Source organism: Pseudomonas sp. CFBP 8771, from assembly GCF_014841695.1.
GTDB classification, from domain to species: Bacteria; Pseudomonadota; Gammaproteobacteria; order Pseudomonadales; family Pseudomonadaceae; genus Aquipseudomonas; species Aquipseudomonas baltica.
On the sequence record NZ_JACYUJ010000004.1, the window covers coordinates 35643 to 61301 of the forward strand.

Here is a 25659-nt window from a genome sequence, read left to right on the forward strand (position 1 = left end):
AGTACCGTTCAGACTCACTACCGAGAGTCATGCTGTCACCCTTGGCCCATGGAGTGCGCCTATGAATACCGCTACCAGCATGCCTCCTCGTGTGTTGATCGCCGAATCCGACCCTTGGATGCGTGATCTGTTGTCGCAGATGCTGCTCGATGTACGTTGCGATGCACGCCTGCAGGCGTGCGCCACGGGACCTGAGGCGCTGGAGCATCTGCGCGAGCCACCGGACTTGGTGATTGCAGCGCGCGAGTTGCTGGGCATCAGCGGTCTGGACTTGCTGCGCGGAGTGCGCAAGAGCCCTCGTCTGTCGGCCTTGCCGTTCATCTTGTTGAGCGAGCGCAGCGACAGCGCGAGCGTGCGCGAAGTGCTACCCCTAGCGCCGACGGCCTATCTGACCAAACCCTTGAATATGACCAGTTTGAAGGCGCGCCTGCAGACGCTGTTGTCTGGCTCCGCAGAGGTGGTGGTTTGCCGGATTCCGCAGATCGCTGCCGGTACCACTTTGGAACAGTATCTGACGCGCCGCCGCCTGGACTGCGACGGTGGGCCGCTGCTGTGCGACGTGCAGGCGGCGGTACAGCGGGCGCTGGGGCCAGAGGGCTTGAACCTGAAGGTGCTGGAAGCCAACGTGCGCAGCGACCCGCAAGTCACCGGGGTGCTGGTGAGCGCCGCCAACAGTGCGGCGAAACAGGGCGCGGCGCCGGTGTTGACGCTGATGCAGGCCTTGCAAGCGCTGGGCCCTACGCAGAGCATGAATCTGCTGCTGGGCATGACCACCCGGCCCAGTGCCTACCTGAGTGACCCGCTGCTGCTCGAACAAGCCGAAATTTGCTGGAACCGCTCGACCCACACGGCCGAATTCGCTCGCAACATTGCCCGCCAACAGAATGTGGACGAGTGGCGCTGCTATTGCGCAGGCGTGTTGCACTGCCTGGGCGATCTGGCGCTGCTGCGCGTTTTGCAGGAATGGCGTCTGGCAGGCGGTGAGCTTGACCAGACGAAGCTGACTTACGCGCTACGAACGTTTGGTGCGCCTTATGGCTCGGAATTGCGCCGACGCTGGCGATTGCCGCTTGAGCTGCGCGAGATGATCGCCGCGGCCTACCAGTTGGGCGGCGGGGTGTACTCAAGGGAAAAACTGATCGTGAATATTGCAGCGCAGATGGCATCGCTGGGCGCCGACGAAGACGTCACCCAGATAGCCCAAGGCAAACCAGCACGGTTGCTCAAGATAGGCGTGTCGCAGCTGAACTGGTGGCGGGGCGCGCCAATGATTCGCTGACGCGCTGGACTACGCCGGGACATGAATAAAGGCCTCTATCTGATCACTGGCCTTGGGGGTGATCGAGAGAGGTGGGGATCACCCACCCCAGCAATTGTCGAAAATCTTCTGTGCGATCCACGGCAGGTCACGTTGAAATTCTGGAAATACCTCGAAGCGGCCCAGCATGCGGTCGGTGCAGATGAATACCTTTTGGCCAGAGCCTGCGATGGTGCAGATACCGCCAAAGCTGACATTACCTTCGCGCGATGTGGTAACCGGCAAGGTATAGAGGCTTTCACATGACTGGATTTCAGTAGTGTTTTGATTCCAAAGAGCGTTGTCTCTGAATTCTTTTGTGACAGACTCCCAGTCCTCCAAATCAACTTTGGTTAACCTGGAATAAGCAGGGGGAAAGCTTAGGCAGTTTTCGCTACCACAATTAGCCGTAACCGATAGCGGGATAAGTGTGGCAATTATACATAATTGTTTCATGTGTAACTCCTTGAGTAGTTATTCTCCGTAGCTTCATGGAAAAGTAAACCATGACCTAACATATGGCTCAAGGAAACGAATTTGTCTTTTTGATAGAGAACAATGAAGTTGGCTAGCACAACCTCCACCCAATGGGCTTTGATCTAGGTAGATAATTCTGCAAATTGATACAACATGGTTGAATTCCCTAATGGGCCAGACGCGATCAATTCAGCACGGTTGCATATAATAGGCGTGTCGCAATTGAACGAGTGGCCGGGGACACCAATGGTTCGCTGACTAGGCCGGCACGATCTGGTTCTTGCCTTGGCGCTTGGCCTGGTACATGGCGGCGTCGGAACGCGAGAAGAGGGAGTCAAGCATTTCGTCTTGCGGCTGAATACTGGTCAGGCCCTGGCTTACCGTCACGCCGTAGTTCTTGCCATTGTGGTGGAAGCTCAGGCGCTGGATTTCGCGCTGCAGGCGCTCGGCGATCTGCATGGCCATGTCCGGCGCGCAGCCCGGGAACACGGCGGCGAATTCTTCACCACCGATGCGCCCGAACAAGTCGCCACGGCGCAGTACCGCACGGCCGGTTTCGGCGATGCGTTGCAGCACGTGGTCACCTTCCTGGTGGCCATAGGTATCGTTGATCATCTTGAAATCGTCGATGTCCAGCAGCAGGAAGGCCATGGGCGTGTCGTTGAGGCGGGACTGCTCGAACTCGCGGTGGGCGCATTCGAAGAAGTGTCGACGGTTGCTGCTCTGGGTCAGGACATCGGTGGTGGCGAGGCGTTGGAGCTCGCCTTCAAGGTGCTTCTTTTCGGTAATGTCCTCGGCGATACCCACCACGATCACGCGTTGGCCTGCATCCACCTGGTGGCTGACGAAGCACTTGTCGCTGAGCCAGCGGATCTGGCCATCGGCGCTGATAATGCGGTATTCGCGGTCTTCGACGGCGCCCTTGTCGAGCACTTCGGCCAGGCTGCGATCGGCGTAGTCCAGGTCATCCGGATAGATGCTGTCGCGCCATTCGTTGTAGTCAGCCAGCAGCAAACCCACCGAGCGGCCGAAAATCCGTTCGTAGGCGGGGCTGACGTAGATCATCTGCTGGGTTTCCCAATCGAACGCCCAGAGTACCGCGTTGACGCTGACCAACAGCGAGCTGAACAGCTGCTCGCGCTCCTTGAGCCGCGCGACCTCACCCTGGGCATGCATCAAGGCCAATAGGGTTTCAGCGGCTTCGGGTAGAGGTTTGACGGGTGTAGAAGGTAATTTTTTATTGACCATCATCACGGCATCTCAGAGGCGTTGGGATTACTGCGAACGGATGCGCGAAAAGCGCGGCCAAGGCATGATCCCAGGCGGTAGCGCTATGAGTCTGAGAGCGGAAAATTGTAACGAAGTTCCGAACGGCGCGCCTTGGGGCCAAGGCGCACCGATAAACGGCTCAGGCTGCAGCAGGCCTCAGCGAGTACGTCTTGAGCTGGGTCGCGAAGTCGCGCAGCGAGTGAATGCCACTGGCTTCGGCCTCTTGGATCCAATCCTTGATGGCGGCGAGCATATCATGACCGTTGGAGCTGGTGCGCGCCCAGATCTGTTGCAGGGCCAGGCGCTTTTCATAGATGACGCGCAATGCGTGGCTGTGTTCGAGCATCGTCTGGATGTGCAGGTGATGCCCTTCGTCCAGCAGGCTGGTTTCACGCGACAGCAGGCGCTTGGCCCGGCGGAACTGGTGACGTACCGATTCGTCGACCCTGCTCAGCTCCTGTTGCACCAGCGGCGCGATCACCAGCTTGCGGTACTGCGCCATGATCTGGAAGCGATTGTTGAGGATCGCCATGGCGGTGTCCATGTCGAGCTGGCCCTTGCCTTCCACGCGGTGGGCAATCGGTGCCACGCGCTGGACCTTGGCCAGGCGCAGCCAGGTAAACAGCTTGATCCAGGCCCAACCCATGTCGAACTCCCATTTCTTGACCGACAGCTTGGCCGAATTGGGGTAGGTGTGGTGGTTGTTGTGCAGTTCTTCGCCGCCGACGATGATGCCCCACGGCACCAGGTTGGTGGCCGCGTCGCGGCATTCGAAGTTGCGGTAGCCCACGGCATGGCCGAGGCCATTGATGACACCGGCTGCCCAGAAGGGAATCCACATCATCTGCACGGCCCACACGGTCAGGCCGAGAGCGCCGAACAGCAACAGGTCGATGACCAGCATCAGGACCACGCCAGTGTGGCGGAAGCGCGAGTACAGGTTGCGCTCGATCCAGTCTTCGGGGCAGTTCTTGCCATAGATGCGCAAGGTGTCGGGGTTTTCCGCCTCTTTGCGATAGAGCTCGGCGCCGGTACGCATCACGGTGCCCAGGCCTTTGATCACAGGGCTGTGCGGATCGTCGACGGTTTCGCATTTGGCGTGGTGCTTGCGGTGGATGGCGGTCCACTCGCGGGTGTTCTGGGCAGTGGTGAGCCAGAGCCAGAAACGGAAGAAATGCTTGAGCCCGGCGTTGAGTTCCAGCGAGCGGTGGGCGGAATAGCGGTGCAGATAGACAGTGACGCTGATGATGGTCACATGGGTCAGCAACAACGTGACTGCCACCACTTGCCAGGCGGACAGATCGAGAAAACCGTTGTACCACATAGGCGGGAAGGCCCTCGGTTGGGTGGGTAATGCGTGCAGCGCATTATCGACTAGCTATCAGATAAAGCCAGTCGCTCTTTTAGATAAGAGTCGCTGAATGTTTCTATTCTATAATTGGTACACATTTTGTGTGGCCGATTGACCCTATGTCTGTTTTATCTCGGGTTACAGCGCGCGGCGTTGTGATTTACCTGATTGTCTGTGTGGTGTGGTTTCTGTTGTGCGGTCATGTGGCAAACGGCCTTTTCGGAGCGTCGTCGGCCGGATGGGGGGTTCATCTGGCCGGTTGCGGTGTGTGGTTGCTGGGCAGTGCGTTCGCCTTTGGCTGGCTGCGGGCGCGGCAGGCCAATCGCGAAAGCCGACGTTTGTCGGCAGCGGTTTTCGACTGCACCGCCGACGGCGTGCTGGTGACCGACACTGCAGGGCGCATCCTGCAGGTCAACCGGGCCTTCATGGCGATCACCGGGTATGCCGAGGACGAAGTGCTCGGGCAGAACCCGAACACGTTCAAATCCGGGCAGCATCCGCCGGCCTTCTATCAACAGATGTTTCGCACGCTGGCCGAGCACGACCAGTGGAGCGGCGAGATCTGGAACCGGCGCAAGGGCGGCGACAGCTACCCGCAGTGGCAGACCATCCGCGCGATCCGCGATGATCGGGGCAAGCTGAGCCACTATGTGGCGGTGTTCTCCGACATCAGCGCGATCAGGCATTCGCAGCGCGAGCTGGCCCATCTGGCACACCATGATCCGCTGACCGGGTTGCCCAATCGCCTGCTGTTCAGCCACCGCACCGAGCACGCCTTGAGTACGGCCAGGCTTGCGCAACGCTGCTGCGCGTTGTTGCTCATCGACCTCGACCACTTCCAGAACGTCAACGACAGCTTCGGTCATGGCGTGGGCGATCGGTTGCTGATGGCCGTGGTCGAGCGTCTGCAGTGCGGGTTGGGCGAGGAGGTGACCCTGGCGCGGTTGGGCGGCGACGAGTTTGCCGTGCTGATGGAAGGCGAGTTGCGCACAGGGCAGGCGACGGCGCTGGGGCAGGGGTTGCTAGAAGGCCTGCGCGCGCCCTTCGCCATCGACGGGCACACCCTGTTCATCAGCGCCAGCATGGGCATCAGTCTGTTTCCCGACGACGCGCAGGGTGCCGAGCAGCTGTTGCGCAACGCCGACTCGGCGCTGTTCCAGGCCAAGGCACGGGGCCGTTCGAGCTATGCCCTGTATACCCAAGAGCTGACCACCCGCGCCCAGCAGCAGATCGAAGTGACCGCAGAACTGCGCCAGGCCCTGGCCGACGGGCAGTTGCGGGTGCACTACCAACCGGTGCATGCGCTGCGCGACAAGGCCATGGTCGGGGTGGAGGCGCTGGTGCGCTGGCAGCACCCGGAGCGCGGCTTGGTGCCGCCAGGGCAGTTCATACCGATCGCCGAGCGCAGTGGCTTGATCGCCGAGATCGACACCTGGGTGCTGGCCACCGCGTGCCGCCAGATGCGGCAGTGGCAGGTCGAGGGCAAGGCACTGGATTTCGTCGCGGTGAACATCTCCAGCCGTCTGTTCAGCCACCATGATCTCTACCGGCAGGTCGAGAGAGTTCTGGCCGAGACAGAGCTGGCGCCTGCGCATCTGGAACTGGAAGTGACCGAAAGTGCGGTGATGGATGATCCGGACCGCGCACTGGAGCAATTGCATCACCTGCGCGATCTGGGTTTGCAACTGGCGATCGACGATTTCGGCACTGGTTATTCATCCTTGCTCAGGCTCAAGCGCCTGCCGGTCCACAAGCTCAAGATCGACCAGGGTTTCGTCGCCGGCCTGCCCGGCGACGAGGACGATGTGGCGATCACCACGGCGATCATCGCGCTGGCGCACAGCATGGGCATGCAGGTGCACGCCGAGGGCATCGAGCAGGCGAATCAGGCGCAGTTCCTGCTGGAGCACGGTTGCGGACTGGGCCAGGGCTATTGGTTCGGCCGTCCGGTGCAAGCCGCTGCGCTGCAATGGCAGGTCCAGTAGGTGCGTATAAAAACTTCTGGTTATATGAAAATTCTTAAACAGTATTTTTAAGAATAATAAGACCGCTCTACTATCGCGCTCACGCCACCTTGGCACCCCTTATCCAGGAGCATGATCATGAGCGCATCGCTACGCAGCGTCGAAGGACAGGACGAAGCCACCATTCTGCGGGAAATTCAGAGTGCGCTGCGCGACCTGCGTTTCGGTGCGGTGGAGATCACCGTACACAACGCTCAAGTCGTGCAGATCGAACGCAAGGAAAAATTCCGTTTGCAGAACCCGGGCAACAAGCCCAGCTGAGTACGCGTCCTGCGTAGCAGCCATAAGAAAAATACCCGCCATTCCAGGAGCTTCGTCCATGTCTATCCGCCGTTATGCCTTGGCAGCCCTCGCCAGCGCCGTATTTGCCGGCTCCGCCGTCGCCAAGGACTACGAGCTGCTCAACGTGTCCTACGATCCGACCCGCGAGCTGTACCAGGAATACAACGCCGAGTTCGTCAGTTTCTGGAAAAAGGAACACGCGGGCGACACCGTGTCGATCAAGCAATCCCACGGTGGTTCGGGCAAACAGGGCCGCGCGGTGATCGACGGCCTGCCCGCCGATGTGGTGACCCTGGCGCTGGCCGGTGACATCGACGAGATCAGCCGCTTGGGCAAGTCCATCCCGGAGAACTGGCAGACCCGTCTGCCGGACGCCAGCACGCCCTACACCTCGACCATCGTGTTTCTGGTGCGCAAGGGCAACCCCAAGGGCATCAAGGACTGGGGCGACCTGATCAAGAATGATGTCTCGGTGATCACGCCGAACCCGAAGACGTCCGGCGGCGCCCGCTGGAATTTCCTGGCAGCCTGGGCCTACGGCCTGAAAGCCGGCGGTGGCGACGAGGGCAAGGCCAAAGAGTACGTGCAGACGCTGTTCAAGCACGTGCCGATCCTGGACACCGGTGCACGTGGCTCGACCATCACCTTCGTCAACAATGGTCAGGGCGACGTTTTGCTGGCCTGGGAGAACGAGGCGTTCCTGGCATTGAAGGAAGACGGTGGCGCGGACAAGTTCGACATTGTCGTGCCTTCGCTGTCGATTTTGGCTGAGCCGCCGGTGGCTGTGGTCGACAAGAACGTGAAGAAGAAGGGCAACGAGGAAATCGCCGAAGCCTACCTCAAGCACCTGTACAGCCCGGCTGGCCAGGAAATCGCTGCGAAGAACTTCTATCGTCCGCGCGACAAGGATGTGGCAGCCAAGTATGCGAAGCAATTTCCAGCGCTGAATCTGGTTACTATCGACAAGGATTTCGGCGGGTGGAAAACCGCACAGCCTAAATTCTTCAATGATGGTGGGGTGTTCGATCAGATTTATCAGGCTCAATAAGATTCGTTGAGGCGGCTGGCCTCTTCGCGGGCAGAGGGCTCGCCGCCCGCCCCGCTCCCACAGGTCACCGTAAAGCCTGTGGGAGTGGGCTCTGCCCGCGAAGAGGCCCGATTGCGTAAACCGTATTCATCAAGGACTTCTATGTCGCGTCGTATCTCCCCCGTCATACCCGGCTTCGGGCTGACGCTGGGCTACACCGTCGTGTACCTCAGCCTGATCGTGCTGATCCCCCTGGCCGCCATGTTCGTGCATGCTGCGCAGCTGACCTGGGAACAGTTCTGGACCATCGTTACCGCACCTCGCGTACTCGCCGCACTGAAACTCAGTTTCGGCACGGCGTTGTGTGCGGCGATCATCAATGGAGTGATCGGCACCCTGCTGGCCTGGGTGCTGGTGCGCTACACCTTTCCCGGACGCAAGATCATCGATGCGATGATCGACCTGCCGTTCGCCCTGCCCACGGCCGTGGCAGGCATTGCCCTGACGGCGCTGTATGCACCCAACGGCCTGGTTGGGCAGTTCGCCGCCGACCTGGGTTTCAAGATCGCCTACACCCCCTTGGGCATCACCCTGGCCCTGACCTTTGTCACCCTGCCGTTCGTGGTGCGCACGGTGCAGCCGGTGCTGGCCGACATCCCGCGCGAGGTCGAGGAAGCCGCAGCCTGCCTGGGTGCCAAGCCGTTGCAGGTGTTCCGCTTCATCCTCGCGCCGGCGCTGTTGCCTGCCTGGCTCACCGGTTTCGCGCTGGCGTTCGCCCGCGGCGTGGGTGAGTACGGATCGGTCATTTTCATTGCCGGCAACATGCCGATGAAGACCGAAATCCTGCCGCTGCTGATCATGGTCAAGCTGGACCAATACGACTACACCGGCGCCACGGCCATCGGAGTGATGATGCTGGTGGTTTCCTTCATTCTGCTGCTGCTGATCAACTTGTTGCAGCGGCGCATCGAAACCCCTTGAAGGAGGCTCCGCACATGTCTGCATCTTCCATTGCTGCCTCCACCAATGCGGCCCGGCGTGGCAGCGCAACCTCGCGGCGGGTGTTGATCGCCCTTGGCTGGCTGGTCTTCGCCGTGTTTCTGTTGCTGCCGTTGCTGATCGTCGTGTCCCAGGGCTTGAAGCAGGGCCTGGGAACCTTTTTCGCGGCGATCTTCGAGCCCGATGCGCTGTCGGCGCTCAAGCTGACGGTGTTCGCCGTGCTCATTTCGGTGCCGCTGAACCTGGTGTTCGGCGTCAGCGCCGCGTGGTGCGTGAGCAAGTATTCGTTTCGCGGCAAGAGCATTCTGGTCACGTTGATCGACCTGCCGTTCTCGGTGTCGCCGGTGATTGCCGGTCTGGTCTATGTGCTGATGTTCGGCGCTCAGGGCCTGTTCGGGCCGTGGCTGCAGGACCACGACATCCAGATCGTGTTCGCCTTGCCAGGTATCGTGCTTGCCACCATCTTCGTGACCGTGCCGTTCGTGGCCCGCGAGCTGATCCCGCTGATGCAGGAACAAGGCACGCAGGAAGAGGAAGCGGCGCGTCTGCTGGGCGCGAATGGCTGGCAGATGTTCTGGTACGTCACCGTGCCGAACATCAAGTGGGGACTGATCTACGGCGTGGTGCTGTGTACCGCGCGGGCCATGGGTGAATTCGGTGCCGTGTCGGTGGTGTCCGGGCACATTCGCGGCGTGACCAATACCCTGCCGCTGCACGTGGAAATTCTCTACAACGAATACAACCATGTCGCCGCCTTTGCCGTTGCGAGCCTGTTGCTGATCCTGGCGCTCTTCATCCTGCTGCTCAAGCAGTGGAGCGAGTCCCGTATTGACCGCCTGCGCAACAGCGCCGCGGAGGAATGATTAATGTCGATCGAAGTTCGTAACGTCAGCAAGCGCTTCAATGCCTTCCAGGCCCTGGACTCCATCAATCTGGACATCCAGAGTGGCGAGCTGGTGGCTCTGCTGGGCCCATCCGGGTGCGGCAAGACCACCTTGCTGCGCATCATCGCCGGCCTGGAGACGCCCGACCAGGGCAGCATCGTGTTCCACGGCGAGGACGTCTCCGGGCACGATGTGCGGGATCGCAACGTCGGTTTCGTGTTCCAGCACTACGCGCTGTTCCGACACATGACGGTGTTCGACAACGTCGCCTTTGGCTTGCGCATGAAACCCAAGCGCGAGCGGCCCACCGAAACGGTGATTGCGCAGAAGGTGCATGAGCTGTTGAACATGGTGCAGTTGGACTGGTTGCACGATCGCTACCCCGAGCAGTTGTCCGGGGGACAGCGCCAGCGTATTGCCCTGGCCCGTGCCCTGGCGGTCGAGCCCAAGGTGTTGCTGCTCGACGAACCCTTCGGCGCGCTCGACGCCAAGGTGCGCAAGGAGCTGCGTCGCTGGCTGGCGCGCTTGCACGAGGACATCAACCTGACTTCGGTCTTCGTGACCCACGACCAGGAAGAAGCCATGGAAGTGGCGGATCGCATCGTAGTGATGAACAAGGGTGTCATCGAGCAGATCGGTTCGCCAGGCGAGGTGTACGAGAACCCGGCCAGCGACTTCGTCTATCACTTTCTGGGCGACTCCAACCGCTTGCAGTTGGGTGGTGAGGAGCATGTGCTGTTTCGTCCGCACGAAGTGTCGCTGTCGCGCCACGAGCTGGACGACCATCATGCCGCCGAAGTGCGTGACATTCGTCCGTTGGGCGCAACCACGCGGGTGACGCTCAAGGTCGAGGGGCAGAGCGAGCTGATCGAGGCCGAAGTGGTCAAGGACCATGACAGCCTGAGTGGCCTGGCGCGGGGCGAGACGTTGTTCTTCAAGCCCAAGGTCTGGCAGAAGGCGTCAGGTCTGTAGCAGCGGCGCAAGCCGCGTCCGAATTCAACGCGGTGCGTCAGAGACACCGCGTGTACCGCCGACGCGGCTCGCGCCGCTGCTACAGAAGATCACGCGCACCTTGTAGCAGCGGCGCAAGCCGCGTCCGGGGTCGATGCGGTGCAGCAGGCAGACTGTACGTGCCGCCGACGCGGCTTGCGCCGCTGCTACAGAAGATCACACGCACCTTGTAGCAGCGGCGCAAGCCGCGTCCGGGGTTATGCGGTGGCAGCAGGCAGACCGCGCGTGCCGCCGACGCGGCTTGCGGCGCTGCTACGGGGCTGATTGACCTTTATTTTGGTTATTAATAAATAGCTTCTTATTCCTTAACGAATATAACTCCTTTCCTTATACTGGCCTCCAACGCAACGTTTGCAGGAGGCGCATCCCATGCGCAATGAGTCGATCCGCTATCTGATCGTGCCAGGCTGGCAGGGCTCGTCCGACGACCATTGGCAAAGCCATTGGCAACGAACCCTGCCCAACAGCGCGCGTGTCGAGCAGGACGACTGGCTCACGCCACGGCGTGAAGACTGGGTCGCGGCGCTGGACCGCGCGGTGAATGCCAGCGCCGATCCGGTGATTCTCATTGCTCACAGCCTGGGATGCGTGACAGTCGCCCACTGGTCGGTCGCCGCCTCGCTGGTTTCGTTGCGCAAGGTTCGCGGAGCCCTGCTGGTGGCGCCCGCAGACGTAGAGCGCCCGGCCTGCTCGCCGGCCCTGCGCAACTTCGCACCCATCCCCAAACACCTGCTGCCATTCCCCAGCCAAGTGGTGGGCTCGGACAACGACCCTGCGGCCAGTGCTACGCGAGCCTTGCAACTGGCCCGCGACTGGGGCGCCGAAGCCGGCATTCTGGCCGGTGCCGGGCATATCAACGTCAAGTCCGGGCATCGACGCTGGGAACAGGGGTTTGCCTACCTCTATCGCCTGCAGAGTCGCATGGACCAGCACATCCAGCTGCGCGCCTGAATGCCCGACAACCGAGTACGCCGCCTGCAGCCAGGCCGGTGGGAGCCTTGCCCATGACCGCATACAACGACACCTTCGGCCAGCCGCTGCTGACCTTTCCCGACGCCGACAAGAGCCCGCTGAGCATCCGCGCCAAGGCGCTGGTGTTCGTCGATCCGCGCTCGCGACGCTTGCGCGAGGAGCTCGAGCGGCTCGCGCCCAAGGCACTGCCGGTGCTGATTCAGGGTGAAAGCGGCACCGGCAAGGAACTGCTTGCCCGCCACATTCATCGCGGCAGTGATCGTGGCGGCCTTTTCGTCTCGGTCAATTGCGGCGCGATCAGCCCGACCTACGCCGATGCCGAGCTGTTCGGCTACAGCGCAGGCGCCCACAGCGGCACGGCCAGCAGCCGGGCCGGATGGTTCGGCTCGGCCAACGGCGGCACGCTGTACCTGGACGAGATCGCCGACCTGCCGCTGGCGATCCAGACCAAACTGCTCGCGGCGTTGGAAACCCGTGAAGTGACCCGCGTCGGCGCGGCCCAGCCCAATCCCGTGGACGTGCGCCTGGTGGCGGCGTCGAGCATCGATCTGGGCCAGGCCGTGGCCGCGGGGAAATTCAACGAACGGTTGCACGCCTATCTGGGCGAAGGCCGCCTGACCTTGCCGCCGTTGCGCGAGCGGACCGGCGATATCCTCGCCCTGGCCGAGTATTTCCTGGGCATCTACAGCCACCGTCTGAACCTGGCGGTGCCGCTGATCAGCGCCGATACGCAGCGAGCGCTGGAGCACCACGATTGGCCCGGCAATACCCGCGAGCTGGAAAACGTCATCCATTTTGCCTTGCTGGTCAGCCGCGGCGACGAGATCCTGCCCGAGCATCTCAATCTGCCAGCGGCCGCGAACACGGACCTGCTCGTGCATATCGAGCAGCTGTTGACGCAGGCGGCCGAGCACGCCGACCCGACTGTCTTGGCAGCGCTACTGAACCGTAGCCTGGAATATCTGGGCAAAAAGGCATAAGCAGCAAACTAAAAGGTATTTGTAGGAATATTAATTCCCGGTATTGTCCGCGCAAGGCTGGCCGATTGCTGCCGCCGCCACCCAATTTCAAGGACTTAGCATGAAAAAGGCTTTGCTGTTCACCGCTCTGGCGGCCTCCCTGTCTTTCGGCCTGGCCAACGCGGCAGAAAAACTCGTGATCGCCGCCACGCCGGTTCCCCACGCCGAGATCCTCGAGCTGATCAAGCCGACCCTGGCCAAGGAAGGCGTCGAGCTGGACATCAAGGTGTTCACCGACTACGTGCAACCCAACGTACAGGTGAACGAAAAGCGTCTGGACGCCAACTACTTCCAGACCCTGCCGTACCTGGAAAGCTTCAACAAGGGCAAGGGCACCAACCTGGTCACCGTGATCGGCGTGCACGTCGAGCCCTTCGGCGGTTACTCGAAGAAGGTCAAGTCGCTGAGCGAGCTCAAGGACGGCGCCACCGTCGCCATCCCCAACGAGGGCAGCAACAGCGGCCGTGCGTTGATCCTGCTGCAGAAAGCCGGCCTGATCATCCTGAAGGACCCGAGCAACGCCCTGGCTACTCCCAAGGACATCGCCAGCAACCCCAAGAACCTCAAGTTCAAGGAGCTGGAATCGGCCATGCTGCCGCGCGTGCTGGACCAGGTCGACCTGGACATGATCAACACCAACTACGCACTTGAAGCCGGCCTGAACCCGGCCAAGGACGCCTTGGTGATCGAAGGATCGGATTCGCCTTACGTGAATTTCCTGGTGGCCCGTCCGGACAACAAGGACAGCCCGGCCATGCAGAAACTGGCCAAGGCGCTGACCAGCCCCGAAGTCAAAGCCTTCATCGAGAAGAAGTACAGCGGCGCGGTATTGCCGGCGTTCTGATTCCCGAGTGTGACAACGGTTCACCTGAGCGCCGACAGCTTGTACAGTGTCGGCGTTTTGCTTTGTCCGGGCAGGGCCATTCCCGGCAAATGAACCTCGCATCACGGCCACAGTCGCATACACACCTGGCATCACAGCGCACGCAAAGGAGCCTGCATGGCTGGTCCTCGTTGGAAGGTTGTAGGGGTTTCCCTTTTGTTGGTTGCGCTGGCGGGGTGTGGTGAAGACAAGCCCATCGAGCCGACGCATCCGCGCGTGCGCGTGGAGAATGTACAGAGCGGCGAGTTCGCCGCTGCGGTCAATCTCACCGGCGATGTGCAGGCGCGCATCCAGACCCAGTTGTCGTTCCGCGTCGGTGGCAAGATCATCCAGCGGTTGGTGGACGTGGGCGATCATGTCAGCGCACGGCAGGTGCTGGCGCGCCTGGACCCCAAGGACCTGCAGACCAACGTCGATTCGGCCAAGGCTGCAGTGGCCGCCGAACAGGCACGTGTGAAACAGACATCGGCGGCCTTCGTGCGCCAGCAGAAGCTGCTGCCCAAGGGCTACACCAGCCAGAGTGAATACGACTCGGCCCAGGCGGCGCTGCGCGGTGCGCAGAGTTCGTTGGCGGCGGCGAGCGCCCAGTTGGCCAATGCCCGTGAACAACTGAGCTACACCGAGCTGGTGGCCGACGCCCCAGGCGTGATCACTGCCCGCCAGGCCGAGGTTGGCCAGGTGGTGCAGGCCACTGCGCCGATCTTCGGCCTGGCCCGCGATGGCGACCGCGATGCGGTATTCGACGTGTACGAGTCGCTGTTTGCCCAACCGGCCGGCCAGCAGCCGATCACCGTCAGCCTGCTCGACGAGCCGGCGATCAAGACCACCGGCACCGTGCGCGAAGTCACCCCAGCGGTGTCCGCGCAGACCGGTACGGTGCGCGTGAAGATCGCCCTGCAAGGCCTGCCCAAGGGCATGGACCTCGGCTCGGTGGTCAACGCATCGCTCAACGGTCCGGGCAAGACCAGCGTCGAGCTGCCCTGGTCGGCGTTGACCAAGGACATCGCCGAGCCTGCCGTGTGGGTGGTAGGGGAAGGCGACAAGGTCAATCTGCGCAAGGTCGACGTGGGCCGTTACCTGACCGGCAAGGTGGTGATCGCCGATGGCTTGAAGAACGGCGACCGCGTGGTCGTCGCCGGCGGGCAGTTGCTGCACCCGGACATGCAGGTGGAAATTGCCGAGGAGCGCCAGCCATGAAGGCGGTGATCGCGTTGTCTGCGGCCTTGCTGTTGCTGGCAGGCTGTTCGAAGGAAGAGCAAGCTCCCGAGCCGATCCGCCCGGTGCTGTCGGTCGAGGTCAAGGGCCTGGACCAGCAGAGCCTGGGTCGCTTCGCGGGCAATATCCAGGCGCGCTACGAAAGCACGTTGGGCTTTCGCGTATCGGGGCGTATCGCCCGGCGTGCGGTGGATGTCGGCAGCCAGGTGGAGAAGAACCAGCTGCTGGCCACCCTCGATCCGACCGACCAGCAGAACCAGTTGCGTTCGAGCCAGGGTGATCTGGCCCGCGTGCAGGCGCAGTTCATCAATGCCCAGGCCAATGCTCGCCGCCAGCAGGAGTTGTTCGACCGTGGCGTCGGTGCGCAGGCTGGCCTGGACATCGCCCAGACCGACCTGAAGACCGCCCAGGCCTCGCTCGACCAGGCCAAGGCCGCCGTCAGCCAAGCCAGGGATCAACTGGGCTATAGCGAGCTGCGCGCCGACCACGCCGCCGTGGTCAATCAATGGAAAGTGGAAGTCGGGCAAGTGGTGAGCGCCGGTGAAGAGGTGGTGGTACTGGCCCGTCCCGATATCAAGGAGGCGGTCATCGACCTGCCAGACGGGCTGGCCGAAACCCTGCCCGAGGGCGTGGAGTTTCGTGTGCAGTCCCAGCTCGACCCGAGCGTTGCCACCACCGGCACCCTGCGTGAGCTGGAGCCGCGGCCCGACAGTGCCACGCGCACCCGGCGCGCACGCCTGACCCTGCGCGAAAGCCCCGCCGGCCTGCGCCTGGGCACGGCGATCAGCGTGACCTTGAGTTCAAGCATCGCGCAGCGCCTGGAATTGCCGGAGACCGCAGTGCAGGAAGTCGATGGCAAGACCCAGGTGTGGTTGGTGGACGTCCAGAACAAGACCGTCAACCCGCGCCCGGTCACCGTGCTCAGTCGCGACCGTGGCGTCGTAGTGCTGGGCAGCGGTGTGCAGGCGGGTGAGCGCGTGGTCAGCGCTGGCGTCAACAGCCTGAAACCCGGGCAGAAAATTAAACTGGACGAGGCGAGCCGGCAATGAAGGGAAGTTTCAACCTGTCCGACTGGGCGCTCAAGCACCAGTCCTTCGTCTGGTACCTGATGTTCGTCGGCCTGCTGATGGGCGTGTTTTCCTATTTCAACCTGGGCCGTGAAGAAGACCCGGCGTTCGCCATCAAGACCATGGTCATCCAGAGCCGCTGGCCGGGCGCGACCCAGGATGAAACGCTCAAGCAGGTCACCGACCGCATCGAAAAGAAGCTCGAAGAGCTGGACTCCCTGGACTACGTGAAAAGCTACACGCGGCCTGGCGAGTCGACGGTGTTCGTGTACCTGCGCGACACCACCAATGCCAAGGCGATTCCAGAGATCTGGTATCAGGTGCGCAAGAAGGTCGACGATATTCGCGGCACCTTCCCCCAGGGCCTGCAGGGGCCTTCGTTCAACGATGAATTCGGTGACGTGTTCGGCTCCATCTACGCCTTCACTGCCGACGGCCTGAGCATGCGGCAGCTGCGCGACTACGTGGAGCAGGTGCGCGCCGAGATCCGTCAGGTCGAGAACCTGGGCAAGGTTCAGTTGGTAGGCCAGCAGGACGAAGTGATCTACCTGAATTTTTCCACGCGCAAACTGGCCGCGCTGGGCCTGGACCAGCAACAGGTGGTCGGCGCGCTGCAGGCACAGAATGCGGTGACGCCGGCGGGCGTGATCGAAGCAGGGCCGGAACGCATTTCGGTGCGCACCTCGGGCCAGTTCAAGTCGGAAAAAGACCTGGAAACGGTCAACCTCAGGCTCAACGACCGCTTCTACCGGCTGACCGATATCGCCGACATCGAACGTGGCTACAAAGACCCGGCCGCGCCGATGTTCCGCTACAACGGCCAGCCCGCCATCGGCCTGGCCATTGCCATGAAAGACGGCGGCAACATTCAGGAATTCGGTACCGCGCTGCATGCGCGCATGAACGCGTTGACCGCGCAGTTGCCGGTGGGCGTGGGCGTGCACAAGGTTTCGGACCAGGCCGAGGTGGTCGAGAAGGCCGTCGGTGGGTTCACCAGCGCTTTGTTCGAGGCCGTGGTCATCGTGCTGATCGTCAGCTTCATCAGCCTGGGCGTGCGCGCCGGCCTGGTGGTGGCCTGCTCGATTCCGCTGGTGCTGGCCATGGTCTTCGTGTTCATGGAGTACAGCGGCATTACCATGCAGCGCATTTCCCTGGGGGCGTTGATCATCGCCCTGGGCCTGCTGGTGGACGATGCGATGATCACCGTGGAAATGATGGTCACTCGCCTGGAAGCGGGTGACAGCAAGGAGGAGGCGGCTACCTTCGCTTACACCTCGACCGCATTCCCGATGCTCACCGGCACTTTGGTCACCGTGGCCGGCTTCGTGCCGATCGGCCTGAACGCCAGCTCGGCCGGTGAGTACACCTTCACCCTGTTTGCCGTGATCGCGGTGGCCATGCTGGTGTCCTGGGTGGTGGCGGTGCTGTTCGCACCGGTCATCGGCGTGCACATCCTGAGCAAGAACGTCAAACCCAAGCCGGAGCAGCCGGGGCGTGTCGCGCGCTGGTTCCACAGTGGTCTGCTGGGCTGCATGCGCCACCGCTGGCTGACGATCATCGGCACGTTGCTGCTGTTCGCCGCGGCGCTGTTCTGCATGCGTTTCGTGCAGAACCAGTTCTTTCCCTCGTCCGACCGCCCGGAAATCCTGGTGGACCTGAACCTGCCGCAGAACGCTTCGATCAACGAGACGCGCAAGGCGGTCGACCGCCTCGAAGCCACGCTCAAGGATGATCCGGACATCGCGCGCTGGAGCACTTACATCGGTCAGGGCGCGATCCGTTTCTATCTGCCGCTTGACCAGCAGTTGGAGAACCCTTACTACGCCCAGTTGGTGATCGTCAGCAAAGGCCTGGAGCAGCGTGGCGCGCTGACCGAGCGCTTGAAGAAGCGCCTGCGCGAAGACTTCGTCGGCATCGGCACCTACGTCCAGGCGTTGGAAATGGGGCCGCCGGTAGGCCGGCCGATCCAGTATCGGGTCAGCGGCAAGGACATCGACCAGGTGCGCAAGCACGCCATCGAGCTGGCCACGCTGCTGGACCAGAACGCGCACGTCGGCGAGATGATCTACGACTGGAACGAGCCGGGCAAAGTACTGCGCATCGACATCGCCCAGGACAAGGCGCGGCAGTTGGGCTTGTCGTCCGAAGACGTGGCCAAGCTGATGAACACCATCGTCAGCGGCTCGGCGGTGACCCAGGTCAATGACGATATCTATCTGGTCAACGTGGTCGGCCGTGCCAACGACGCCGAGCGCGGTTCGCCGGAAACCTTGCAGAACCTGCAGATCGTCACGCCCAGCGGCACCTCGATTCCGCTGCTGGCCTTCGCCACCGTGCGCTACGAGCTGGAGCAGCCGCTGGTGTGGCGGCGTGATCGCTTGCCGACCATCACCTTGAAGGCGGCGGTCAGCGACGATATCCAGCCGACCGATCTGGTGGCCCAGCTCAAGCCCGAGATCGAGAAATTCGCCGAAGGCCTGCCGGTGGGTTACAAGGTGGCCACCGGTGGTACGGTCGAGGAAAGCGGCAAGGCGCAGGGACCCATCGCCAAGGTGGTGCCGTTGATGCTGTTCCTCATGGCGACCTTCCTGATGATCCAGCTGCACAGTGTGCAGAAGATGTTCCTGGTGGCCAGCGTGGCGCCGCTGGGCATCATCGGTGTGGTGTTGGCGCTGGTGCCGACCGGGACGCCCATGGGTTTCGTGGCGATTCTCGGGATACTGGCGCTGATCGGTATCATCATCCGCAACTCGGTGATTCTGGTGACCCAGATCGACGCCTACGAGCGCGATGGCTACAAGCCGTGGGATGCCGTGCTGGAGGCAACCGAGCATCGACGCCGGCCGATCCTGCTCACGGCGGCAGCCGCCAGTCTGGGCATGATCCCGATCGCCCGCGAGGTGTTCTGGGGCCCGATGGCCTACGCGATGATCGGCGGAATCGTGGTGGCGACCTTGCTCACCCTGTTGTTCCTGCCGGCGCTGTATGTGGCCTGGTACCGGATCAAGGAAGACGAGGGCGAGGGGAAGGAAGCTTGATTCAGGTTGGGCAAAAGAAAGTAGGGTGCTCCGTCTGAGATACCGCAGCGTGGCGTTCGCGGCCACGGACCGCTCCTACGCAGGACATTATCCCCCGTAGGAGCGGTCAGCGGCCGCGAAGGGCGCATCTCGGTTCCGCGACTAGCGCTTGTTGAGCACCCGCGCCAATCGGTCGCCGCCGAACTGGATCAGGGTCACCAGGGCCACCAGCAACACGATGACCGTGAGCATGATCTGGCTGTCGAATCGCTGGTAGCCATAGCGGTAGGCGATGTCGCCTAGCCCGCCGGCACCGATCGCACCAGCCATCGCCGATGAATTGATCATGGTCACCAAGGTGATGGTAAAGCCGGCCACGATGCCCGGTCGCGCTTCGGGCAGCAGCACGTGCCAGACGATGTGCCAGCGTCGGCAGCCCATGGCTTGCGCGGCTTCGACCAGGCCATGGTCGACCTCGCGCAGGCTGACCTCGGCAATGCGCGCAAAGAACGGCGTCGCAGCGATGGTCAACGGCACCACGGCCGCCCACACGCCATAGGTGGTACCGACGATCAACCGGGTGAACGGGATCAGCGCCACCATCAGAATGAGAAACGGCACCGACCTGAACAGGTTGACGAACGCGCCCAGCACGCGGTTCAGCGCGGGCGCCTGGTAGATACCGCCACGGTCGCTGGTGACCAGCACCACGGCCATCACCACGCCCACGGGCAGCGCGATCAACGAGGAAACGCCCACCATCAGCAAGGTGTCCAGGGCGCCCTGCAACAGACGATCAAACCACATAGCCCAGCTCCTCTACTCGTTGTGCCCATTGCCCGGCGCGTTGCAGCAGATGCTCGCGGTCGTGGGGCGAATTGCTTACCGCCACGACCAGATTGCCCAGTGCGCGACCTTGAATCCGTTCGATACCGCCCTGCAGCAGGCTGACCTGGCCACCCAGCAGGTTGAACAACGACGACAGGTCCGCCTCGCCGGCCTGTGCCCCGGTCACGCGCAGTCGCAGTACCAGCGCTGCGCCAGGCGTTGCAGGCGTGCTGCGCAGACGGGCGCGCAGTTCCTCGGGCAGGCCGTGTTGCAGCGGGGCCAGCAAGGTCCGACTGACCTCATGCTGGGGGTTGCCGAACACCTGCCACACCGGGCCCTGCTCAACCACCTGGCCGCCTTCGAGCACCACCACGCGGTCGCAGATGGCGCGGATAACGGCCATTTCGTGGGTGATCAGGATGACCGTCAGCCCCAGCCGCTGGTTGATATCGCGCAACAGGGCGAGAATCGACTCGGTAGTCTCCGGGTCCAGCGCCGAGGTGGCTTCGTCGCAGAGCAGAATCTGCGGGTCGTGCACCAGCGCCCGGGCGATGCCGACACGCTGCTTCTGCCCGCCGGACAACTGCGCCGGATAGGCGTCGCGCTTGCCTTGCAGGCCAACCAGTTCGAGCAGTTCACCGACCTTGCGCCAGCGCTCGGCCTGGGGCACACCGGCGACCTTGAGTGGCAACTCGACGTTCTGCCACACGGTTTTCGCCGACATCAGGTTGAAGTGCTGAAAGATCATGCCGATGCGCCGTCGCAGGGCCACCAGGCGGTCCTCGTCGAACTCGCCGATGTCCACCTGATCGACCAGCACGCGCCCGCTGCTGGGCTGCTCAAGCCGGTTGATGGTGCGGATCAGCGACGACTTGCCAGCGCCGCTGCGGCCGATGATGCCGAACACTTCGCCACGCTCGATGGTCAGGTCGATGCCCTGCAGCGCCTGCACGGGGCCCTGGGCGCCCTCATAGGTCTTGCCGACGCCGGTGAAACGCACCAGCGCATTGGCCAGTTGTGGATGCAGTTCCAGCGGCTCGGCAGGCCGGGCAATGCCGGCGGTAGCGGCCAGCCTGCGTTGCACATTGGTGGTGGGCATGCTCACTCCTTCCAGCCGACTTGGTAGAGTTTGCCGTTGACCTTGTCGAGCGAGGCGCGCACCACCGGCGAATGCTGGTAGATGTCGATGAACTTGGCCAGGCGCGGATCGTCCTTGCGCTCGGGCTTGATCACGAACTGGATGACGTATTCAGGATGATCCAGACCATCGAACAGCAGCGCCGAGCCTGCGTCGAAGGTCTTGGACAGGCGAATGTAGGCCGGGTAGCCCTGCACCAGGTCGGCGTCATCGTAGGCGCGCACCAACTGCACCGCCTCGACCTGGAGAATCTTCAGGTTTTTGGGGTTGGTGAGAATGTCCTCTTCGGTGGCCTTGTAGCCAACCCCCGGCTTGAGGGTGATCAAGCCAGCCTTCGCCAGCAGTTGCAGGCCTCGGCCGCTGTTGATCGGGTCATTGGCAATGGCGACGGTCGCGCCCTTGGGCAGTTCGTCGAAGCTTTTGTAGCGTTTGGCATACAGGCCGACGTTGTTGATGATGCCCGGCGCATACGGCACCAGATCGGTCCCGGCCTGGGTATTGGCGTTTTCCAGGAACGGCATGTGCTGGAAGTAGTTCACGTCGATGTCGCCGGCGGCCAGGCTGACGTTGGGTGCGATCCAGTCGGTGAATTCCACCAGCTTGACGGGCAGGCCCTGTTTCTTGGCTTCCTCCACGGCGCTTTCCAGGGGGATGGCGAACGCGGCGGTGGTACCGACGATCAGCGGCTTGTCATCGGCGGCATGGGCCAGGCCGGCGAGGAGGGTGAGGGCGAGGAGCAAGGTGGGTTTGAGCATGTTGGGTTTCCAGTGATTTATTGTGTTGTTTGGGGTGGCCTCTTCGCGGGTAGAACCCGCTCCCACATGAGCGTGCGCTCGTTGATTGTGGAAGCGGGCTTCCCGCGAAGAGGCCCGATCAGGCACCGCGCTTGTAACTGAAGCCAGCATGCCCTTCAGGCAGCCCCGGGCCTTGGCCGAAGACTTTTTCGCGCAGCGTGCCCTGGGCATAGGCGGTCTTGTACGAACCGCGTGCCTGCAGCACGGGAATCACCAGGTCGATGAAGTCGGCGTAGCTTTCCGGGGTCACCGTGCGGGTCAGGTTGAAACCGTCCAGGCCGGTCTCGACGATCCAGGCTTCAAGGTCGTCGGCGACCTGTTCCGGATTACCGACCAAGGTGATGTAGCGCCCGCCCAAGGCGTGCTGATCGAGCAGCTTGCGCCGGGTCCAGTCGTTGTTCTGCAAGGTCTTGGTGGCCGACTCGATGGCATTGCCCTTGACGTACTCAATGGGCTCGTCGAGTTCGTAGCGGGCGAAGTCGATTGCCGTAGAGGCGGCGAAGTGGGCGACACCGGCCTCGGCGCTGGCGTAGCTGCGGTACTCGTCATGCTTGGCCCGGGCCTGCGCCTCGGTGGCGGCGACGATGACCGTCAGGCCCATGAAGACTTTCACCGCCTGCGGGTCGCGGCCGGCCGCGCGGGCTGCGTCGCGCACCTTGTCCACCTGAGCGCGGGTGGCCTGCTTGTTCTGCCCGCTGATGAACACGCATTCGGCGTGCTGACCGGCGAACTGCAGGCCGCGTGCCGAACTGCCCGCCTGGAACAATAGCGGCGTGCGCTGCGGTGAGGGTTCGCACAGGTGGTAACCCTGGACCCGGTAGAACTCGCCTTCATGCTCTACCTTGTGGACTTTTTCCGGCTGGGCATAGATGCGCCGTTCGCGGTCCTCGATCACGGCATCGTCCTCCCAACTGCCTTCCCAGAGTTTGTACAGCACCTGCAGGTATTCGTCGGCCTGATCGTAGCGACGGTCGTGCTCCACCTGGTGGGTCAGGCCCATGGCCTTGGCGGCGCTGTCCAGGTACCCGGTGACGATGTTCCAGCCCACCCGGCCACGGGTCAGGTGATCGAGCGTGGACAGGCGCCGGGCGAACAGGTACGGCGCCTCGTAGGTGAGGTTGGCGGTCAGGCCGAAACCCAGGTGGCGGGTAACCGCGGCCATGGCCGAGACCAGCAGCAACGGGTCGTTGACCGGCAGCTGGATCGACTCCTTCAGCGTCACGTCGACCGAGTCCTGATAGATGTCGTAGACCCCGACGATGTCGGCGATGAACAGGCCGTCGAACAGGCCGCGCTCCAGCAACTGGGCCAGTTCGGTCCAGTACTCCAAGGTCTTGTACTGGCTGGAGGTATCGCGCGGATGGGTCCAGAGGCCGTGGTTGATGTGGCCCACGCAGTTCATGTTGAAGGCGTTGAGCAGGATCTGTTTCTTGCTCATCAGATCGTCCCCCGGCGTGGTGGTAGCTGGTCGTTGAGGTAGTAGTTGCCGATGGCGTGGTACTTCCAGCGCACCGGGTCGTGCAGGGTGTGTACGCGGGCATTGCGCCAATGCCGGTCGAGGCCGTGCTCGGCCAGGGTGGCCTGGCTGCCGGCCAGCTCGAACAGGGTGCTGCCGGCGGCCAGGGAGATTTCGGTACTGAGCGCGCGGGCTTCGGCAACGGCGATCGAGGCGGCGCCGACGGTTTCGGCGGTGGGCTCGGCCTGCGCCTGGTCGAGCACTTCGCCTGCGCGTTCGAGCAAGGCTTCGGCAGCGTGTAGACGGATGGCCAGATGACCGAAACTCTTGAGTGACAGCGGGTCTTCCACGGCTTTGTCGCTGGTGGCGTCGATCCATGGCCGAGTGCGGGTGCGGACGAACTGCAAGGCGTCCTCGAACGCTCCGCGGGCAATGCCGGTGTCGATTGCGGCGTGGAGGATCTGCGCGAACGGGCCGACCGTGGTGGGCCGTTCGAACGCGCTTTGAAACGGCACGATGGCGTCGGCGCTGACCCAGACATTGTCGAACACCACCGAGCCGCTGCCCGTGGTGCGCTGGCCGAAGCCGCTCCAATCGTCGATGACCTGTACACCGGCACTGTCGGCGGGCACGAAAGCCAGTTGTTGCACGCCCTGTTCATCGACCACCGAGGTAGGAATGCACTGGGCATACAGCGCGCCGGTGGCGTAGAACTTGCGACCATTGATGCGCAAACCGTCGCCGTCGCGGGTCAGGCGCGTGGTGCGGTCATGGGCGGTTCGCGTGCCCAGTTCCGCCAGGGCGTTACCCAGCCGCTGGCCTGCCAGCACGTCGGCGTACAGGCGCTTTTGCTGCGCCGGGCTGCCGTTGATGCGCAGGACTTCCAGGGCATAGAAATGATTCTGTGGGATCTGCCCCAGCGAGCCGTCGGCGGCGGCCAGCAAGGCAATGACCTGGGCCAGGGTGACGTTGGACACAGCCGCTCCGCCGAATGCCTTGGGCACGCTGATGCCGCCCAGGCCAGAGCGCGAGAACAGCGCCAGTTCGCCATGGGGCAACAGCCGTTCGCGGTCGCGCAGGGCGCTGTCGCGTTGCAACAGGGGAGCCAGTTGGCGGGCAACGTCCAGGGCCTGTTGGTCGTTGGCGATCAATGCGACGCCGTCGAGGGGGTGGGGCAATGAGCTCATGCTGATCTCCAGCGGTCTGGTCAAATCCAGGAATGGCGCGCAGGCAGGCTGCCGTTCAGGTGGTAGGCGCCGATAGCGTGGTATTTCCAGCGCACGGGATCGTGCAGGGTGTGCACGCGGGCATTGCGCCAGTGACGGTCGAGGTTGAACTCGGCGAGGCTGGCGCGGCTGCCGGCCAGCTCGAAGAGCTTTTCGCTGGCGTGCAGGGCGATTTCGGTGGTGATCACCTTGGCCTCGGCCACGGCGATCGACGCCTGGCCTGCCAAGGTGGCGTCCACGGGCGCGTGGCGAGTCTGGTCGAGCACGCGCGCGGCCTTGCGCAGCAGTGCCTGGGCCGCGTGCAGTTCCAGCTTCAGGCGACCGATATCGGCGATCACGAAAGGGTCGTCGCTGGCGCGCTCGACCCCGGCGTCGATCCACGGGCGGGATTTCTCGCGGACGAAGGCGATGGTGTCGTCGATGGCCGCAGCGGCAATGCCGGCGTCGATGGCCGCTTGCATCAGTTGCGATACGGCGCCCTGAATGTTCGGTTGCTGCGCCTGGCGCCAGATCTCTACGACATGGGTGTCGGGCACCTGCACGTGTTCCAGCACCACGGTGCCGCTGGCGGTGGTGCGCTGGCCGAAGCCAGACCAGTCGTCGATGATTTGCAGGCCGGGTGTGCCGCGCCGCACGAAGGCCATGACCAGGCGTTGGTGCTCATCCACGGCCTTGACCGCTACCCAGTGGGCGAACAGCGCGCCGGTGGAGTAGAACTTTTGTCCGCTGATCTGCCAGTCGTCTCCGTCGCGGACGATGCGAGTCTTGATCTCCAGGGTGTCGCGGGTGCCGCGTTCGGGGCCGCCATTGCCGATGCGCGCGCCTTGCAGCACGGCGCTGAACAGCGTCTGCTGCTGGTGCGCGGTGGCGGTGCCGCGAAGCATCTGCAGGATGCCGAAATGGTTTTGCGGAATCTGCCCCAGGGCCGGATCGGCGGCGCTTATCAGACGGAACACCTCGGCCAGGGTTTCGAAACTGACGTCCAGGCCGCCGAAGGCACGTGGCACGGTGATACTGCCCAGGCCGCTCGCGGTGAACTGCTCGATCAGTTGCCAGGGCAGCTCGCGGTGCTGGTCGCGCCGGGCGGCATGGGTACGGGCGCTGGCGGCGAGGGTTTGCGCGGCGTCGAGCGCGTCGAGGTCATTGCGCAGTATCTGCGGGGGCACGAGCGCCGGGCCGTCGTCGGCCGGCAAGGTTTGGGAGTGTTCGCGGGAAATCGAGTGGGTGACCATACCGTCCTCACGTCATGCACGGCGTATGTCGCCTTGCTTGGGTGTACGCAGGTCCGGTGGTCCGGTGTATATACCCTAATCGTTTGTTAAGTTTAAATGAACTAACGATTGGGAATATGGATAGATGGGTTTTTCACCCCAGCCATGTCATGTAGGAGCGGCCGATGGCCGCGAAAGGGGCGCAGCAGTGT

Annotated in this window: 22 protein-coding genes; 13 read left to right on the forward strand and 9 right to left on the reverse strand. The window is 62.9% G+C overall.

Annotated features, from left to right (window positions below; genetic code table 11):
- Positions 1-61: 61 nt before the first annotated feature.
- Positions 62-1279, forward strand: coding sequence for an HDOD domain-containing protein (locus IFT80_RS10025; protein ID WP_192137485.1), 1218 nt, complete (start codon positions 62-64; stop codon positions 1277-1279).
- A 78-nt stretch (positions 1280-1357) separates the two neighbouring features.
- Here the strand turns inward: IFT80_RS10025 and IFT80_RS10030 are convergent, their stop codons facing one another.
- The 3 genes from IFT80_RS10030 to desA form a co-directional block, all read right to left on the reverse strand.
- Positions 1358-1753, reverse strand: a complete 396-nt coding sequence (locus IFT80_RS10030) for a hypothetical protein (RefSeq protein ID WP_192102763.1) — start codon at positions 1751-1753, stop codon at positions 1358-1360.
- A gap of 279 nt (positions 1754-2032) precedes the next feature.
- Positions 2033-3022 (reverse strand): GGDEF domain-containing protein, encoded by a 990-nt coding sequence (locus tag IFT80_RS10035; RefSeq protein WP_240998864.1) that lies wholly within the window; start codon positions 3020-3022, stop codon positions 2033-2035.
- Between the two features lie 160 nt (positions 3023-3182).
- On the reverse strand, positions 3183-4367 hold the full coding sequence (gene desA / locus IFT80_RS10040; protein WP_122480636.1) for a delta-9 fatty acid desaturase DesA: 1185 nt from the start codon (positions 4365-4367) through the stop codon (positions 3183-3185).
- Between the two features lie 146 nt (positions 4368-4513).
- Between desA and dibA the strand changes: the two genes are divergently transcribed.
- The 12 genes from dibA (at position 4514) to IFT80_RS10100 (ending at position 18815) form a co-directional block, all read left to right on the forward strand.
- The gene (dibA, locus tag IFT80_RS10045) at positions 4514-6379 is read left to right on the forward strand and encodes a phosphodiesterase DibA (protein WP_192137486.1); all 1866 of its coding nucleotides are present in this window, start codon (positions 4514-4516) and stop codon (positions 6377-6379) included.
- A 117-nt stretch (positions 6380-6496) separates the two neighbouring features.
- Positions 6497-6679, forward strand: coding sequence for a sulfur starvation response protein OscA (oscA, locus tag IFT80_RS10050; protein ID WP_043191814.1), 183 nt, complete (start codon positions 6497-6499; stop codon positions 6677-6679).
- Positions 6680-6737: 58 nt separating this feature from the next.
- Positions 6738-7748, forward strand: coding sequence for a sulfate ABC transporter substrate-binding protein (locus IFT80_RS10055; protein ID WP_192137487.1), 1011 nt, complete (start codon positions 6738-6740; stop codon positions 7746-7748).
- A 141-nt stretch (positions 7749-7889) separates the two neighbouring features.
- Positions 7890-8708: a sulfate ABC transporter permease subunit CysT gene (gene cysT, locus IFT80_RS10060; RefSeq protein ID WP_056844570.1), complete on the forward strand. Its 819-nt coding sequence runs from the start codon at positions 7890-7892 to the stop codon at positions 8706-8708.
- 14 nt (positions 8709-8722) lie between these two features.
- Positions 8723-9589 (forward strand): sulfate ABC transporter permease subunit CysW, encoded by an 867-nt coding sequence (gene cysW, locus IFT80_RS10065; RefSeq protein ID WP_122480633.1) that lies wholly within the window; start codon positions 8723-8725, stop codon positions 9587-9589.
- A gap of 3 nt (positions 9590-9592) precedes the next feature.
- On the forward strand, positions 9593-10582 hold the full coding sequence (locus IFT80_RS10070; protein ID WP_122480632.1) for a sulfate/molybdate ABC transporter ATP-binding protein: 990 nt from the start codon (positions 9593-9595) through the stop codon (positions 10580-10582).
- A 408-nt stretch (positions 10583-10990) separates the two neighbouring features.
- A complete protein-coding gene (locus tag IFT80_RS10075; RefSeq protein WP_192137488.1) occupies positions 10991-11572 on the forward strand; it encodes an alpha/beta hydrolase in 582 nt (193 codons plus the stop codon).
- Positions 11573-11625: 53 nt separating this feature from the next.
- A complete protein-coding gene (locus IFT80_RS10080; protein ID WP_192137489.1) occupies positions 11626-12573 on the forward strand; it encodes a sigma 54-interacting transcriptional regulator in 948 nt (315 codons plus the stop codon).
- 100 nt (positions 12574-12673) lie between these two features.
- Positions 12674-13456: a MetQ/NlpA family ABC transporter substrate-binding protein gene (locus IFT80_RS10085; protein ID WP_192137490.1), complete on the forward strand. Its 783-nt coding sequence runs from the start codon at positions 12674-12676 to the stop codon at positions 13454-13456.
- Positions 13457-13612: 156 nt separating this feature from the next.
- Complete coding sequence (locus tag IFT80_RS10090) at positions 13613-14692, forward strand: efflux RND transporter periplasmic adaptor subunit (RefSeq protein WP_192137491.1); 1080 nt, start codon at positions 13613-13615, stop codon at positions 14690-14692.
- Entirely contained in the window at positions 14689-15759 is a 1071-nt protein-coding gene (locus tag IFT80_RS10095; protein ID WP_192137492.1) for an efflux RND transporter periplasmic adaptor subunit, read from the forward strand. Before IFT80_RS10090 ends, IFT80_RS10095 begins: the two co-directional genes overlap by 4 nt.
- Positions 15756-18815 (forward strand): efflux RND transporter permease subunit, encoded by a 3060-nt coding sequence (locus IFT80_RS10100; protein WP_192058817.1) that lies wholly within the window; start codon positions 15756-15758, stop codon positions 18813-18815. The genes IFT80_RS10095 and IFT80_RS10100 overlap by 4 nt, the downstream gene beginning before the upstream one ends.
- A gap of 141 nt (positions 18816-18956) precedes the next feature.
- Here IFT80_RS10100 and IFT80_RS10105 read toward each other — a convergent pair whose 3' ends face one another.
- From IFT80_RS10105 to IFT80_RS10130, 6 genes are all read right to left on the reverse strand, one after another.
- Positions 18957-19601 (reverse strand): methionine ABC transporter permease, encoded by a 645-nt coding sequence (locus tag IFT80_RS10105; RefSeq protein WP_192137493.1) that lies wholly within the window; start codon positions 19599-19601, stop codon positions 18957-18959.
- Positions 19591-20721 carry a methionine ABC transporter ATP-binding protein gene (locus IFT80_RS10110; protein ID WP_192137494.1) on the reverse strand — a complete coding sequence of 377 codons (1131 nt, stop codon included), beginning with the start codon at positions 20719-20721 and terminating at the stop codon, positions 19591-19593. Before IFT80_RS10110 ends, IFT80_RS10105 begins: the two co-directional genes overlap by 11 nt.
- A 2-nt stretch (positions 20722-20723) precedes the next feature.
- A complete protein-coding gene (locus IFT80_RS10115) occupies positions 20724-21515 on the reverse strand; it encodes a MetQ/NlpA family ABC transporter substrate-binding protein (RefSeq protein ID WP_122480623.1) in 792 nt (263 codons plus the stop codon).
- 118 nt (positions 21516-21633) lie between these two features.
- On the reverse strand, positions 21634-22992 hold the full coding sequence (locus IFT80_RS10120; protein ID WP_192137495.1) for an LLM class flavin-dependent oxidoreductase: 1359 nt from the start codon (positions 22990-22992) through the stop codon (positions 21634-21636).
- Positions 22992-24197, reverse strand: coding sequence for an SfnB family sulfur acquisition oxidoreductase (locus IFT80_RS10125; RefSeq protein WP_192137496.1), 1206 nt, complete (start codon positions 24195-24197; stop codon positions 22992-22994). Before IFT80_RS10125 ends, IFT80_RS10120 begins: the two co-directional genes overlap by 1 nt.
- A 20-nt stretch (positions 24198-24217) precedes the next feature.
- Positions 24218-25468 (reverse strand): SfnB family sulfur acquisition oxidoreductase, encoded by a 1251-nt coding sequence (locus IFT80_RS10130; RefSeq protein ID WP_192137497.1) that lies wholly within the window; start codon positions 25466-25468, stop codon positions 24218-24220.
- Between the last annotated feature and the right edge of the window lie 191 nt (positions 25469-25659).